Below are 14,652 nucleotides of genomic sequence, written 5' to 3' on the forward strand. Positions count from 1 at the left end.
ATACTAACGAAGCGAAAGATCTTGCTCTACCGGGCCTCCCGGGCCGCCAGCGGCGCCTGTTGCAGTGGCACCGGTCTGCACGGAGAGGGATGCGCGGACGCGCCGTACGGTTCCTGGGTCACGGGTTCCACTTGTGAGGATGCTGTGGAGGCAGCGGGCGGTGGTGGCTGCGTATGCACGTACATCGACGGGGGAGTTGAGGGGACTCGTACCCATCGTGCGGTTCTGACCGGAAAGCCGGCGGACGTACGGTCCCCGGCGGGAAGAACCAGGGCGGAAGCGTGCGCGGCGGACGCGTCCGCACCACCCCCGGCCCCGGCGGACGGACCGCACGGCTCGGCCTCCGGATACGGCGCACCCGTGGCGGACGCCGGCAGCCGGGCCACCCCGCACGGCACCGCCGGCGTCTCGTACGGCAGCCGCAGCTCGCCGTCCGGCGTCCACAGCCCGGTGCCCGCCAGCCAGCCACGCGGTGGCGGCAACTGCCGCAGCCGGCGTTCCGCGGGCCGCCACACGCCCAGCCAGGTGCCGGCGGCCGCGTCGATACGGAACGCCACCGCACTGCTCTCCGGCGCCAGCGCCTGGCCCGACTGCACGGCGAACGGCCGGAGCGCGGCGTCCGGCAGCCGCAGGCACTCCGGGAAGCGCACCGGCAGCGCGCTGCCCAGCACGCCCCAGCCCAGCCGGTCGTGCCCGGCCGCGTCCGACCGCAGCACCAGCAGGCCGCTGTCCGGGTCGGCCAGCAGCAGCCGGTCGTTGCTCTCCTCGGTGATCTGGAGCAGCGGGCTGACCTCGCCGCCGCGCTCCAGGTCGACCACCACCGTCTTCGTGCGCCCGCCCAGCTCCTGGTCGAGGGCCAGCAGCCGGCCCGTACGGTCCAGCCAGACGCCGCCCGCGCAGCGCCCCTCGATCTCGGCGACGCAGGCGGGCACGGAGCGCGCCCGGCCGGGCACGGTGGACTGCCGTCCGTCGTGCACCAGCCACAGGACGGTGGAGTGCCCGCCCGGCGCCAGTGCGTACGCCCGCGCGCCGCAGGGCGCGGCCGGCAGCAGCGTCAGCTCCGCGGCCTCCACCGCGCCGAGCGGCAGTTCGCCGGTGCCGGGGCCGGTCGGGTACAGCAGGCCGAGCGCGTGCCGGTCCGCGACCCGGCGCCGGATCAGGACCCGGCCGTCCACCAGGGGCAGCAGCCCGGTGCCCGGCTCCTCCGGTCGGCGGCCGGGCAGCGGGACCGTGTACGGCTCGGGCCCCGCCAGCGTCCAGCGCTCGGGGTACCAGCTCCCGGTGCTCTCGTGCCGCGCGAGCCGGGCGGCGTAGGAGCCGTCGGCGGCGATCGTCAGCGCCGCGCTGTGCTGCCGGGTGTCCGGCGTCGCGGCATCCTCGGTGACACAGGCTGTCATCGAGTGCTCACCTCCAGTCAGTGCGGTCGAAGCTAGTTTTCGCACTCTCAAACGAGCAGCGAAGGTTGCGGCACTTCACGCAAATGAGTGGCGGATGTCCGGTTCGCCTGAGACGTGGGGGGAGCTTGTGCCTCCTGAAGCGGGGCGGGGGCGGCGGTGGAAGCGGCCGTGGCGCCGGGCCGCCCCGGGGTCCGGGGGCCCGCCGTACGCCCCGGTGGCCATGGCGCTCCCGCCCGGCCGGGCCGCCGCCCGAAGCGGCCCGGCATACCGGTACGGCTGGGAGGTAACCTTCCACCCGTGCCCGTACTGTCTGAAGTCCTCGCCGCGCTCGACGCCCTCTGGCCCCCCGAGCGGGCCGAATCGTGGGACGCCGTCGGCACGGTCTGCGGTGATCCGGACGCCGAGGTGCGCCGGGTCCTGTTCGCCGTCGACCCCGTGCGGGAGACCGCCGACGAGGCGGTCCGGATCGGCGCCGACCTGCTGGTCACGCACCACCCGCTCTACCTGCGCGGTACGACCACGGTCGCGGCCGGCACCTTCAAGGGCCGCGTCGTGCACACGCTGATCAAGAACGACATCGCGCTGCACGTCGCGCACACCAACGCCGACACTGCCGACCCCGGCGTCTCCGACGCCCTGGCCGGCGCCCTGGACCTGCGCGTCCTGCGTCCGCTGGTGCCGGACGCCACGGACCCCCACGGCCGCCGCGGCCTGGGCCGGATCTGCGAGCTGCCGCACCCGATGACGCTCGCGGAGTTCGGCCCGTACGCCGCCGCCCGGCTGCCCGCCACCGCGCAGGGCGTCCGGATCGCCGGCGACCCGGACCGTACGATCCGCACGGTCGCCGTCTCCGGCGGCTCCGGCGACAGCCTCTTCGACGACGTACGGGCGGCCGGTGTGGACGCGTTCCTCACCGCCGACCTGCGCCACCACCCCGCCTCCGAGGCGACCCAGAAGAGCCCGCTGGCGCTGCTGGACGCCGCCCACTGGGCCACCGAGTGGCCCTGGTGCGAGCAGGCCGCGGCCCAGCTCGACGAGATTTCCGACCGGCACGGCTGGAACCTGCGCACCCACGTGTCGCGCACGGTCACCGACCCCTGGACCGCCCACGCGGCGTCCGACGCCCGCACGACCCCGACGAATACATCAGGAGCCCCCCGCTGAACGCCGCGCCCGCCGACCAGATCCGCCTCCTCGACGTCCAGGCCCTGGACGTGAGGCTCAGCCAGCTCGCGCACAAGCGCAAGAACCTCCCCGAGCTGGCCGAGATCCAGACCCTGGAAGGCGACCTCACCCAGCAGCGCGACCTGCTCGTCGCCGCGCAGACCGAGGAGAGCGACACCACCCGCGAGCAGACCAAGGCGGAGCAGGACGTGGACCAGGTGCGCCAGCGCGCCGCCCGCGACCAGCAGCGCCTGGACTCCGGTGCCATCACCTCACCCAAGGACCTGGAGAACCTCCAGAAGGAGATCGCCTCCCTCGCCAAGCGCCAGGGCGACCTGGAGGACGTCGTCCTGGAGGTCATGGAGCGCCGCGAGTCCGCCCAGGAGCGGGTCGCCGAGCTGACCGGGCGCGTGGAGTCCGTCCAGGCCAAGGTCAGCGACGCCACCGCCCGCCGGGACGCCGCCTGGGGCGAGATCGACGCCGAGGCCGACACGGTCCGCAAGGAGCGCGAGCTGACCGTTGCCGACATCCCGGCCGACCTGCTCAAGCTCTACGACCGGCTGCGCGAGAAGCAGGGCGGCCTCGGTGCCGCCCGCCTCTTCCAGCGCCGCTGCGAGGGCTGCCGCCTGGAGCTGGACATCACCGAGCTGAACGACGTGCGCACCGCGCCCGCTGACAAGGTCGTGCGCTGCGAGAACTGCAGCCGCATCCTGGTGCGCACGCCCGACTCGGGCCTGTAGTCCGTGTCCCGTACGTTCATCGTCGAGGCCGATGGCGGGTCCCGGGGCAACCCGGGGCCCGCGGGCTACGGCGCGGTCGTCATCGACCCGGAGACCGGGCAGGCGCTCGCGGAGGCCGCCGAGTACATCGGCACGGCGACCAACAACGTCGCCGAGTACCGCGGCCTGCTGGCCGGGCTGCGGGCCGCGCACGCGCTGGACCCGGAGGCGGAGATCCGGGTCCGGATGGACTCCAAGCTGGTCGTCGAGCAGATGTCGGGCCGCTGGAAGATCAAGCACCCGGACATGCGGCCGCTGGCGGCACAGGCGCGGAGCATCTTCCCGCCCTCGCAGGTGACGTACGAGTGGATTCCGCGCGAGCGGAACAAGCACGCCGACCGGCTCGCCAACGAGGCGATGGACGCGGGCAAGGCGGGCCGCCAGTGGGAGCCGCGGGACTCGCGCGCCGAACTCGACGCGGGCGGCCCCGCGCGCAGCGCAGCGGCCCGCGCGGCCGACGCGGCGGCCGAAGCCGCGGAGGCCGGGCCGGACACCGCGCCGAAGGTGTCGCCGGCCGGCTGGGCGCCCGCCGACCTGGGCGCGCCGACCACCCTCGTCCTGCTGCGGCACGGCGAGACCGCGCTGACCCCGCAGAAGCGGTTCTCCGGCAGCGGCGGCTCCGACCCGGAGCTGTCCGGGGCCGGCCACCGGCAGGCCGAAGCGGTCGCCGCGGCGCTCGCCGCCCGCGGCACCGTCCAGGCCGTCGTCAGCTCGCCCCTCAAGCGCTGCCGGCAGACGGCCGAGACCGTCGCGGCCCGCCTCGGCCTGGACGTACGGGTCGAGGAAGGCCTGCGGGAGACCGACTTCGGCGCCTGGGAGGGTCTGACCTTCGGCGAGGTCCAGGAACGCCACCCCGAAGATCTCGCCGCCTGGCTCGGGTCCGCCAAGGCCGCGCCCACCGGCGGCGAGTCGTTCGCCTCCGTCGCCCGCCGCGTCGCCCTCTCCCGCGACAAGCTGCTGGCCCGGTACGCGGGCCGTACGGTGCTGGTGGTCACCCACGTCACCCCGGTCAAGACGCTGGTACGGCTGGCCCTCGGCGCCCCGCCGGAGTCGCTGTTCCGTATGGAACTCTCCGCCGCGTCGCTGTCGGCCGTCGCGTACTACACCGACGGGAACGCGTCGGTACGGCTGCTGAACGAGACGGCGCATCTGCGCTGAGGGACCGGGGCGCCCGCCGGGGGCCGGGATTCCGGTTCCGGGCTCCGGTCCCCGCCCGTACGCCTGAACGTACGCCGGCCCATACGCCCGCCCGTATGCCCGCCCGTACGCCCGCAAAGGCTGCGGGCGGGTTTCCGTATCACCGGTCAGGATTCTCCGGCCCGTTTCCGGTCGAGGTTCCCCACTTTTCCAGCCCTTCCTTCTGGCGTGATTCCTGCGCTTTTCGCCGGTGCGGCGCCGGATCGCGCGGCTGGCTTGTTTGGTTCCTTGTACCGCGCACACCGGTTTCCTAACGTCGCTCGCACACCGGGGCGCGATCGGCGCCTTTTCCCCGCCGCATGCGTGAATTCCGCATGCCTGTACGGAGGTTGGTATGCCCAGCGAGTACACCGGACCCGTCGAGATTTCCCCGTCCGTGGCGGAAGCCAACCGGAAGGCCGCGGAGCGCCTACGGGAGCGCGGTTCGCAGGACTTCGAGGACGCGCAGCGGGGGCTGCTGGCGGTGCCGGACGTACCGACGGTCTACTCCCGGTCGGACAGCGGCAAGGAGGTGTGGAGCTTCGCCGCGTACGACTTCCTCACCGACGGCGAGGAGCAGGCACCTCCGACGGTCGACCCGAGCCTGTGGCGCCAGGGGATGCTCACCGCGACGGCCGGCCTGTTCCAGGTCGTCTCCGACGCGCGGAGGGCCGTCCACCAGGTGCGCGGCTACGACCTGTCCAACATGACGATCATCGAGGGAGACGGCGGGATCATCGTCATCGACCCGCTGGCCTGCTACGAGACCGCGCAGGCGGCCCTGAAGCTGTACCGCGAGAGCACCGGGAACCGGAACCCGATCCGTGCGCTGATCTACACCCACAGCCACGTCGACCACTTCGGCGGCGCCCGCGGCCTGTTCGCCGAGCACAACGACGAGATCCCCGCAGGCCTCCCGGTCATCGCGCCCGACGGGTTCCTGGAGCACGCCGTCAGCGAGAACGTCTACGCGGGCCCGGCGATGCAGCGCCGCGCCGGGTACATGTACGCGGCGGAACTGGACAAGAGCCCGTACGCGCAGGTCGGTTCGGGCCTGGGGCTGACCGTCTCCACCGGCGAGGTCACCCTGCTGCCGCCGACCGACTACATCGGCAGCGCCCAGGCCGTCACCAGCGACGACTGGTCGCCCGCCGACGTCATTCCGTGGCGGGCGGGGCTGCACCGCCGCGTCATCGACGGTGTACGGCTGCTCTTCCAGCTGACGCCCGGCACCGAGGCGCCCGCGGAGATGAACATCTACCTCCCCGAACTCCGGGCCCTGTGCATGGCCGAGAACGCCACCCACACCCTGCACAACATCCTCAGCCTGCGCGGCGCCCAGGTACGGGACGCGCACGCCTGGGCGAAATACCTCACCGACGCGATCCAGACCTTCGGCGAGTACACCGAAGTGGAATTCGCCTCGCACCACTGGCCGCGCTGGGGTAAGGAGAGCATCCTTGAATTCCTCAGCAATCAGCGGGACATGTACGCGTACCTCAACGACCAGACGCTGCGGCTCATCAACCGCGGATACACGGGCATCGAGATCGCCGAGAAACTCCAGCACCTCCCCGCCGGTCTCGCCGAGCACTGGTACAACCAGGGCTACTACGGCTCGCTCAGCCACAACTTCAAGGCCGTGTACCAGCGTTACATGGGCTGGTTCGACGGAAATCCCGCCCACCTGTGGAACCTGCCGCCGACGGAGGCCGGAACGCGGTACGTGGCGGCGATGGGCGGCGCCGAAGCCGTCGTACGGAAGGCGCAAGAGACGTACGACGGGCACGAGGGCGACCCGGACGCGTACCGCTGGGTCGTGGAACTGCTCAACCACGTCATCTTCGCCGACCCCGCCACCGTCTCCGAAAAGGCCGTGCAGGATGCCAAGGCCCTCCAGGTAAAGGCCTTCACCCAGCTCGGCTACGGCGCCGGGAACGGCCCGTGGCGCAACTTCTTCCTGACCGGCGCGGACGAACTGCGCCACGGCCCGCAGGAGCCCACCAGCAAGGGCGCCCCCGACCTGGTCCGCAGCATGACCCTGGAGCAGGTCTTCGCGGCGATGGCCCGCAGCGTGGACGGGCCGGCGGCGGCACGGGAACAGCGCGCCGCGATCGTCCTCCAGTGGCAGTTCACGGACACCGGCCAGGAGTGCACCACCACACTGCGCAACGGCGTCCTGGTGTACGTGGACGGCAAGGACCTGTACGCGGGCAAGCCGCAGGCCACCATCATCCTGACCAGGGCGGCCTTCGACTCGCTCCTCCTCGAAGGCCCGCTGTTCCAGCGGAACTTCGACGCGGCGGTGAAGGCGGGCAACCTCCGCGTCGACGACCAGCCGGCGGCGGACACCGTCTTCGGCTACCTGACGGTGCCGGACCCGTCGTTCCCGATCGTCACGCCGTAGCATCCGCCCGCCCGCCCGCCCGCCCGCCCGGCCGCGTGGTCGCCTCAGCGCCTCAGCGCAACGACGCGGCCTCGCGGGCCAGTTCCTCGACCCGTCCCCAGTTCTTGGCGCGCAGTGCGTCGCCCGGCAGCATCCACGTACCGCCCACGCAGCCCACGTTCGGCAGCGCCAGGTAGTCGGGGGCCGAGTTCAGGCCGATGCCGCCGGTCGGACAGAACCGGGCGTGGGGGAGCGGCGAGGCGAGGGACTTCAGGTACGCCGTGCCGCCCGCGGCCTCCGCGGGGAAGAACTTCATCTCGGTCACGCCCTCGTCGAGCAGCGTCACCACCTCCGACGCCGTCGAGACACCCGGCAGGAACGGCAGGCCGCAGGACTTCATCGCGGCCAGCAGCCGCGGCGACCACCCCGGGCTGACGAGGAAGCGGGCGCCCGCCGCGACCGCCGTGTCCACGTGCCCGGGGGTCAGGACCGTCCCGGCGCCGACGACCGCTTCCGGGACCGCGTCGGCGATGGCCCGTATCGCCTCCGGGGCGGCCGCCGTGCGCAGCGTCACCTCGATGGCGGGCAGTCCGCCTGCCACCAGCGCGCGGGCGAGCGGGACGGCGTCGGCCGCGTCGTCGAGGACCACGACCGGGATCACGGGGGCGAGGCCCAGCACGGAGGGCGGGGCGGCGGGGGAGGGGGCAGCGCTAGTCACGGGCCCATAGTGCGCCCGTCCTTCAACATCCGCAACGATCGTTGCAAATATTGCAACGCCTGTCGATTCTCGCCCTTCTACAGCTCCTTCACCACCACATCGACCGCCCACGCCTTGCCCGCCTTCGCCGGCGCCTCGGCCTCCACCACGTACCCGAGGTCACCCAGCGCCTCGACCAGCTCCGCGGGGCCCTCCGGCGCGCGCCCCGCCGTCAGCAGGTCACGGACCAGCCGCCCCTTCGTCGCCTTGTTGAAGTGGCTGACCACCGACCGCTTCTCGACACCGTCCACGGTCTTCGACTGGAGCACCCGCACCGTCGCCGTACGGCCCGCGACCTCGCCCTTGGGCTTCCAGGCCGTCGCATACGCCGCCGACCGCAGGTCCAGGACCAGCCCGTCCCCGGCGGCCGCGGGCAGCACCTCGGCCATCGGCGCACGCCAGTACGCGCCCAGCGCGCCCAGACCCGGCAGCCTGACCCCCATCGAGCAGCGGTACGACGGAATGCGGTCGCCGACCCGTACCGCGCCCCACAGCCCCGAGAACACCAGCAGCGACGACTCGGCCCGCCGCCGCGCCTGCGCGTCCAGCGTCGCGAGCCCCAGCGCGTCGTACAGCACGCCCGTGTAGATCTCCCCGGCCGGCCGCGTCCCGGCCTCGCGCAGCCCCGCGTTCTTGGCGATCTCCCCCCGGAGACCGTCGCTCAGCCCCAGGACCTCCTGCGCCTTCGTCTCGTCCGCCGCGCACAGCCCGACCAGCTCTTCGAGAACCGCCTCCCGCGCCGGGCCCAGCCCGGGCAGCGACAGCGCCCCCAGGTCCAACGGCTTCCCGCCCCCGGACGCGGCCTTCCCTTCGGACGGCGGCAACAACACGAGCACGCGCTTCTCCTTACCCTTCTGTGCACTGGCCCCGCCACTTTACGGTTCGGGCCGGGGCGGACCGCACGGTGTGGGCGGGCGGCCCGGGCGGCGGGGCGGCCCGACTGCGAGGGGCCTCCGGCCCTGAGCCGCTCCCCCTCCCCCTCCCGCCTCCCCACCCTGACGTGCCCCCGCCCCCCAACCCCCCTACGCTCAAAAACATGCCCCGCCGCCACCTCCGCGTGACCGCCGCAGCCGAGGCCCCCGTGCGGGCCGCGCTGCGGGAGCTGCGGACGCGGCTGGACGTCCCGCAGACCTTTCCGCTGTCCGCGCAGGCCGAGGCGGACAGTGCCGCGCGCTGGCCGCACCCGCCCGCCGACACGGCCGCCACCGACGCGACCGACATCCCCCTGTTCACCGTCGACCCGCCCGGCTCCATGGACCTCGACCAGGCGATGTACCTGTCCCGGCGCCCCGGCGGCGGCTTCCGCGTCGACTACGCCATCGCCGACGTGGCCTCCTTCGTCACCCCCGGCGGCGCCCTGGACGCCGAGGCGCACCGCCGCGTGACGACCCTCTACTTCCCCGACGGGCACATCCCCCTGCACCCGCCCGTCCTCGGCGAGGGCGCCGCGAGCCTGCTGCCCGACGAGGACCGCCCCGCCGTCCTGTGGCGGCTCGACCTCGACGCGGACGGCGCGCTGCGCTCGACCGACGTGCGCCGCGCCCTCGTCCGCTCGCGGGCCCGGCTGGACTACGAGGGCGTACAGCGCGCCATCGACACCGGCGCCGCCGAGGAGCCGCTGGCCCTCCTCCGCACGATCGGCCGCCTGCGCGAAGACCTGGAGGCCGCCCGCGGCGGCATCTCCCTCAACGTCCCCGAACAGGAGATCATCGAGCACCCGGACGGCTACACCCTCGCCTACCGCGCGCCCCGCCCCGCCGACGCCTGGAACGCCCAGATCTCCCTGCTCACCGGCATGGCCGCGGCCGAGCTGATGCTCGCCTCCGGCACCGGCGTCCTGCGTACGCTCCCCACCGCCCCGGACGGCGCGGTCGCCCGCCTGCGCCGCACCGCCCGCGCCCTGGGCGTCGACTGGCCGCCCCACACCTCGTACGCCGCCCTCGTCCGCACCCTCGACCCCTCCCGCGCCCCGCACGCCGCCTTCCTCCAGGACTGCACGGCCCTGCTGCGCGGCGCCGGCTACACCGTCTTCGACGGCGATCCGCCCGCCCCGGAACACGCCCGGCACGCCGCCGTCGCCGCCCCGTACGCCCACGTCACCGCACCGCTGCGCCGCCTCGCCGACCGTTACGGCGCCGAACTGTGCCTGGCCGCGGCGGCGGGCAAGGAAGCGCCGGACTGGGTCCGTACGGCACTGCCCGCACTGCCCGGCGAGATGACGGAGGGCGGCCGCCGGGCCGGGCGGGTCGAGCGGGAGTGCGTCGACCTCGTCGAGGCGGCCCTGATGCAGGACCGGCTCGGCGAGGTCTTCGACGGGTACGTGGTCGATGTCCACGACACCCGGCCGGACCGGGGCACGGTGCACCTGGACGACCCGGCGGTGATCGGCCGCGTCGACGGCGGCGAAGCGGTCCCGGAGCTGCCGCTGGGCCGGAGCCTGCGGGTCCGCCTCACCGAAGCCGACCCCGGCCACGCCCCCGTCCGCTTCACACCGGTGTGACCACGCCCTGCCCCTTCACCGCCGCCAGCTGCTCCCTGATGGCGGCGACCGCTTCCCGCCCCTCGTCCGCGTGGAACCGCACGGTACGGACCTTCAATCGCTGCCCCAGCAGCTTCACGGCGGTGACCGGCTCGCTCAGCTCAACGGTCACACAGGTCTGCGCCGCCACCGCCAGCTCCAGCACCCCATTCCGTTCCTGGGCCTCCCGCCCGGCCGTCTCCGTCTTGGGGAAACGCAGGTCGTAACGGACGGACGCGATCCGCTCCAGCGGTATCCACACATCCATCCGCGCACCGGCGCGGACCCGCAGCCCGCGGGGCCCCACGACGTGCGGCCGGGTCACGGCGGCGGCCTGGAGGCCCACCACCATCAGCACCGTGTAGACGTCCAGCACCAGCATGATCCAGTGCGCGACCGGATTCTTCGCGAGCAGAAACGCGACGCCGACCGCCTCCACGACGCACACGAACATGAATCCATACAGCATCGGCGCCTGCGCCCGCGCGTACCCGAGCTCCCGCTCCCCGGCCCCCACACCGTCCCGCCGCCGCGCCACCCACAGCCCCAGACTGGCCATCCACCGCCCTTCATGAGCCAGCAGCAGCCGCCCGGCCCCCGCTCCGGCCCCGCTCCCGACGGTCCCCTCACCCATGCCCCCGCTCCCTTCCACCTTCTCCAGCCCCACCCTGCGCCTCCATCTCCCCCATCTCCTCCATCTCCCTCTCCCCGCGATCCAACGCCAGACAAATCGCCCGCCGTACGGCCTCCTCCTGCGCCGGTGCGAAGCCCGCGAAGTCCGCGAAGTACGAATCCAGGAACTTGGCCGGCGCCCGCGCCCCACGCCCCGCAGGTTCCGCCCGCTCCAGGCCCTCCAGCCCGCGCAGCTCCGCCTTCAGCCCGTCCGGGATGCTCGCGGCGAGGGCGCGGGCCGCCTCCTCCACCCGCGGATCACCGGGTTCCGCCGCGGTCAGCCCGTCCAGCAACGCGTAGACCTCGTAAGCCCGTTCCATGGCCCCCGGCGACGTGAGCGCGTCGCTCATCACCGACATCACCCGCTGCCCGCCCTCCTCCCCGGAAGCCGTCTCCAGCAGCGACAGGAACTCCCGCTCTTTGACCGCCATCGCGGGCTCCGGCCCCGGCAACCCGGCGGAAACCCGCTTCATCTCGCCGGCCAGCGCCGCCAGCTGCTCCGAGTACGGCCCCTCGTACGGCAGCTCCCCGTTCTCCCGGACCTCCCGCAGCAGCGCCCCGAGCCGCTCCCGTCGGCCGCGGATCTCCTCCTGCCGCGCCAGGTCCGCGTCCAGCTCGGCGAGCACCTCCTGCAGATCCCGCCCGGCGTCGTCCGCGAGCACGTCGCGCACCTCGCCCAGCCCGATCCCCAGCTCCGTCAGCCGCCGCACCCGCGCCAGCATCACCGCGTCGCGCAGCCCGTACTCCCGGTACCGGTTCGCCCTGCGTTCGGGCTCCGGGAGCAGTCCGAGGTGGTGGTAGTGCCGTACGGTCCGGGTGGTGACGCCGACCAGCGCCGCGAGCTCTCCGATCCTCATACGGCCAGTAGAAACGTTGCCGCTACGACAAGGTCAAGCCTCAGCCGGCCGGGAGGTACCATGGTCCGCACGGCGGACGAGCCGGCCGGACGGCCGCGTGGGGATGCACCGCATCCCCCCGAGGAACGTCCGGGCTCCACAGGGCAGGGTGGTGGGTAACGCCCACCCGGGGTGACCCGCGGGACAGTGCCACAGAAAGCAAACCGCCGAGGACTCCGGTCCTCGGTAAGGGTGAAACGGTGGTGTAAGAGACCACCAGCCTCCGAGGTGACTCGGAGGGCTAGGTAAACCCCACCCGGAGCAAGGTCAAGAGGAAACACCCCGGTGTTTCTGCGCGGACGACCGAGGGCTGCCCGCCCGAGTCCGCGGGTAGACCGCACGAGGCTGCCGGCAACGGCAGCCCTAGATGGATGGCCGTCTCCCGACGGGCCGCAAGGCCCTTCGGTGACAAAACCCGGCGTATAGGTCGACTCGTCCGCTGCCCAGCCGTCACAAGGCCCTCCGACCTGGCAGAACGCCAGACCGGAGGGCCCTCCGGCTTCGGACTGTCCGGGGTGCGACTACCCCCTTCGCGGTGCTGGTCGGCCTTGCGCAGCATCCGCCACCGGTTCACCCGAGAACGAATCGAGCCCCCAGCCGTCTGGCCCGGCGTTGCTGGATCGCAGAACGGACGGCCCGTCGCGTCAGACGGTTTTGACGGAGCCGCCGTCGCTCAGCAGGTCCGTACCGGACAGGCCGGACGCCAGTGGTGAGGCGAGGAAGGTGACGGGCCCGGCGTGCGCATCCGGGCGCTGTTGGAGGAGATGTTGACCAGGACAGCGGAGAGGGCCAAGCCGGCGGCTTCCTGTCCTTGGCAGGTCGGCCGCGACGGCCGGTCGGATCACGCCGTCCGGCCGTGCGGTGTCCTTCAGCACGCGCAGGAGACACCCGAGCGCGGGGCGGTCAGGTCGTCGACGGGGCGCTGCTCCGCACCGGTGGCGGAGTCGTAGGCGAAGCCCTCGCGTACCCAGTACTCGAAGCCGCCGAGCATTTCCTTGACCTGATAGCCGAGGTGGGCGAAGGCCAGCGCCGCGCGGGTCGCGCCGTTGCAGCCAGGGCCCCAGCAGTAGGTGACCACGGTCTGGGCCGGCTCGATCAGCTGCGGTGCCAGGTCGGCGATCCGAGCGGTGGGGATGTGGAGGGCGCCGGGGATGCGGCCCTGCTCCCAGGCGGCATCGTCGCGGGTGTCGACCACCACGACGCCGGGTGCGCCGGATGCCAGATCGGCGTGGACGTCGGAGACGTCCGCCTCGAAGGCGAGACGGGCGGTGTAGTGGGCGGCGGCCTCGGCCGGGGCGGCGGCGGGCACGCTCAGGACGGCGCCGGCGATATCGGCGGGAGCGGTGGCAGGCATGGGGGCACCTCTTGTTCTTGCTGGTCAGAGGACAGGATTCCGGGGGCCGTGCCGGGTGTCCCCGGCTGGCTGCGGCTCCATCCTCCGGTCCCCGGACCCGCCCCACGAGTGACGTGACCGCCTGCGGTCGCCAAGATTCCGCCAGCCAGATTCCGCCAGCCAAAATTCCGCCAGTCGTACGGAGTGACCCTCATGAGTGCGCGGGGACGCGGCTGAACGTCTTGCGGTAGGCCGTCGGCGTCGTGCGCATCCGGCGGGTGAAGTGGTGCCGGTACGTCGCGGTGCTGTCGAAGCCGACCGCGGCGGCGACCTCGTCCACGGTCCCCTCGCCGGATTCGAGCAGCGGCAGGCTGGCGGCCACCCGCTGGGCGATGACCCAGCGCATGGGGCTCACGCCGTTGCGGCGGGTGAAGTGCCGCGAGTACGAGCGTTCCGACATGCGCGCGGCCCGGGCCAGGGTGGGCACGGACAGCGGGGTGCGCAGATGGCGCAGCGCCCAGTTCATGCTCCGCGTGACACCGTCGTCCTCGGGGCTGATCTCTCCCACCGCCGCCTCGATGAACTGGGCCTGTCCGCCCCCGCGGTGCGGCGGAACCACGAAGCGGCGCGCCACCGCGTTGGCGACGGCCGCACCGTGATCGGCCCGCACCAGGTAGAGGCACAGGTCGATACCGGCCGCGCTGCCCGCACTGGTGAGGACGTCGCCGTTGTCGACGTACAGCACGTCGGGGTCCACCTCGACGCCGGGATGCCGTTCGGCCAGCGTGCGGGCGTAGCGCCAGTGGGTGGTGGCGCGCCGGCCCTCCAGCAGGCCGGTCGCGGCCAGCGCGAACGCCCCCGAGCAGATCGAGACCAGGCGCGCTCCCCGCGCGTGGGCCCGCAGCAGTGCTTCCACCAGGGCGGGCGAAACCTCCGCCCCGGCCTCGGCCACGCCCGGCACGATGACCGTGTCCGCCGCGGCCAGCGCGTCGAGCCCGTACTCGGCGCGCACCGTGAACCCGCCGACCGCCCGCAGATCCCGGCCGGGTTCCTCGGCGCACACCCGCAGTTCGTACCAGGGCAGGTCACCCAGCTCGGGCCGGGACAGGCCGAAGACCTCCACCACCACGCCCAGCTCGAAGGGCGCCATTCCGTCGAACGCCAGTACAGCCACCACCTGCGTCTTCGCCATGGCTGGATGTTAACCATCAGCAGCTTCCGGCCAGACCGCACCGGCCGCGCCGGAGGGGAGCGCTTCGGCGCGCGAGCGACCAGGGGCCGTCGGCTGACGGCCCTGCACGGACGGCCGAGGGGGGCCGCCCGAGTCCGCGTCTTGATCCGGCGAACGCCCATGGCTTCCAGTTCGGCGCGGCCCTCGGCAATCCGTTGGCCCGGCAGTACGTCGACCATGCCGACGCGCAGGCCGATGCCCCGGTTCAGGGCTTCCAGGATGTTGGCGCGGGTGCGCACTTCTCCGAACTACTGACCTTCAAAGCGTGGTGTCTCAGGGGCTGACAGTTGATGGTCGCGGCGGTATGCCGTCTGCATGAGGTATGCGCAGGGTGGTGGGCTGA

The 14,652-nt window shown here is 73.1% G+C and carries 12 protein-coding genes and 1 other RNA gene; 6 read left to right on the forward strand and 7 right to left on the reverse strand.

Annotated features, from left to right (window positions below; genetic code table 11):
* Positions 1–26: 26 nt before the first annotated feature.
* Positions 27–1,397, reverse strand: a complete 1,371-nt coding sequence (locus ACZ53K_RS21515) for a hypothetical protein (protein ID WP_468838848.1) — start codon at positions 1,395–1,397, stop codon at positions 27–29.
* A 297-nt stretch (positions 1,398–1,694) separates the two neighbouring features.
* Between ACZ53K_RS21515 and ACZ53K_RS21520 the strand changes: the two genes are divergently transcribed.
* The 4 genes from ACZ53K_RS21520 to ACZ53K_RS21535 all read left to right on the forward strand — a co-directional run bounded on the left by ACZ53K_RS21520 (position 1,695) and on the right by ACZ53K_RS21535 (position 6,923).
* Positions 1,695–2,561 (forward strand): Nif3-like dinuclear metal center hexameric protein, encoded by an 867-nt coding sequence (locus tag ACZ53K_RS21520; RefSeq protein WP_468838851.1) that lies wholly within the window; start codon positions 1,695–1,697, stop codon positions 2,559–2,561.
* A complete protein-coding gene (locus tag ACZ53K_RS21525) occupies positions 2,558–3,301 on the forward strand; it encodes a zinc ribbon domain-containing protein (protein WP_468838897.1) in 744 nt (247 codons plus the stop codon). The genes ACZ53K_RS21520 and ACZ53K_RS21525 overlap by 4 nt, the downstream gene beginning before the upstream one ends.
* Before the next feature lie 3 nt (positions 3,302–3,304).
* The gene (locus tag ACZ53K_RS21530; RefSeq protein WP_468838854.1) at positions 3,305–4,498 is read left to right on the forward strand and encodes a bifunctional RNase H/acid phosphatase; all 1,194 of its coding nucleotides are present in this window, start codon (positions 3,305–3,307) and stop codon (positions 4,496–4,498) included.
* 373 nt (positions 4,499–4,871) lie between these two features.
* Complete coding sequence (locus ACZ53K_RS21535; RefSeq protein ID WP_468838857.1) at positions 4,872–6,923, forward strand: alkyl/aryl-sulfatase; 2,052 nt, start codon at positions 4,872–4,874, stop codon at positions 6,921–6,923.
* A 52-nt stretch (positions 6,924–6,975) separates the two neighbouring features.
* Here ACZ53K_RS21535 and ACZ53K_RS21540 read toward each other — a convergent pair whose 3' ends face one another.
* On the reverse strand, positions 6,976–7,620 hold the full coding sequence (locus ACZ53K_RS21540) for a bifunctional 4-hydroxy-2-oxoglutarate aldolase/2-dehydro-3-deoxy-phosphogluconate aldolase (protein ID WP_468838860.1): 645 nt from the start codon (positions 7,618–7,620) through the stop codon (positions 6,976–6,978).
* A gap of 77 nt (positions 7,621–7,697) precedes the next feature.
* Positions 7,698–8,495 (reverse strand): peroxide stress protein YaaA, encoded by a 798-nt coding sequence (gene yaaA / locus ACZ53K_RS21545; RefSeq protein WP_468838862.1) that lies wholly within the window; start codon positions 8,493–8,495, stop codon positions 7,698–7,700.
* Between the two features lie 200 nt (positions 8,496–8,695).
* Between yaaA and ACZ53K_RS21550 the strand changes: the two genes are divergently transcribed.
* A complete protein-coding gene (locus tag ACZ53K_RS21550) occupies positions 8,696–10,159 on the forward strand; it encodes an RNB domain-containing ribonuclease (protein ID WP_468838864.1) in 1,464 nt (487 codons plus the stop codon).
* On the opposite strand, the gene ACZ53K_RS21555 is transcribed toward ACZ53K_RS21550, so the two are convergent.
* Together ACZ53K_RS21555 and ACZ53K_RS21560 are read right to left on the reverse strand one after the other, a co-directional pair.
* Positions 10,146–10,811: a hypothetical protein gene (locus tag ACZ53K_RS21555; RefSeq protein WP_468838867.1), complete on the reverse strand. Its 666-nt coding sequence runs from the start codon at positions 10,809–10,811 to the stop codon at positions 10,146–10,148. The genes ACZ53K_RS21550 and ACZ53K_RS21555 overlap by 14 nt on opposite strands.
* Positions 10,804–11,706: a MerR family transcriptional regulator gene (locus tag ACZ53K_RS21560; RefSeq protein ID WP_468838870.1), complete on the reverse strand. Its 903-nt coding sequence runs from the start codon at positions 11,704–11,706 to the stop codon at positions 10,804–10,806. The genes ACZ53K_RS21555 and ACZ53K_RS21560 overlap by 8 nt, the downstream gene beginning before the upstream one ends.
* A 77-nt stretch (positions 11,707–11,783) precedes the next feature.
* Between ACZ53K_RS21560 and rnpB the strand changes: the two genes are divergently transcribed.
* Positions 11,784–12,184: RNase P RNA component class A (rnpB, locus tag ACZ53K_RS21565), an RNA gene on the forward strand.
* 429 nt (positions 12,185–12,613) lie between these two features.
* Here the strand turns inward: rnpB and ACZ53K_RS21570 are convergent.
* Both ACZ53K_RS21570 and ACZ53K_RS21575 read right to left on the reverse strand, forming a co-directional pair.
* The gene (locus ACZ53K_RS21570) at positions 12,614–13,099 is read right to left on the reverse strand and encodes a rhodanese-like domain-containing protein (RefSeq protein WP_468838872.1); all 486 of its coding nucleotides are present in this window, start codon (positions 13,097–13,099) and stop codon (positions 12,614–12,616) included.
* 190 nt (positions 13,100–13,289) lie between these two features.
* The gene (locus tag ACZ53K_RS21575) at positions 13,290–14,270 is read right to left on the reverse strand and encodes a helix-turn-helix domain-containing protein (RefSeq protein WP_468838874.1); all 981 of its coding nucleotides are present in this window, start codon (positions 14,268–14,270) and stop codon (positions 13,290–13,292) included.
* Positions 14,271–14,652 lie beyond the last annotated feature (382 nt).

Source organism: Streptomyces sp. NPDC033221, from assembly GCF_055577005.1.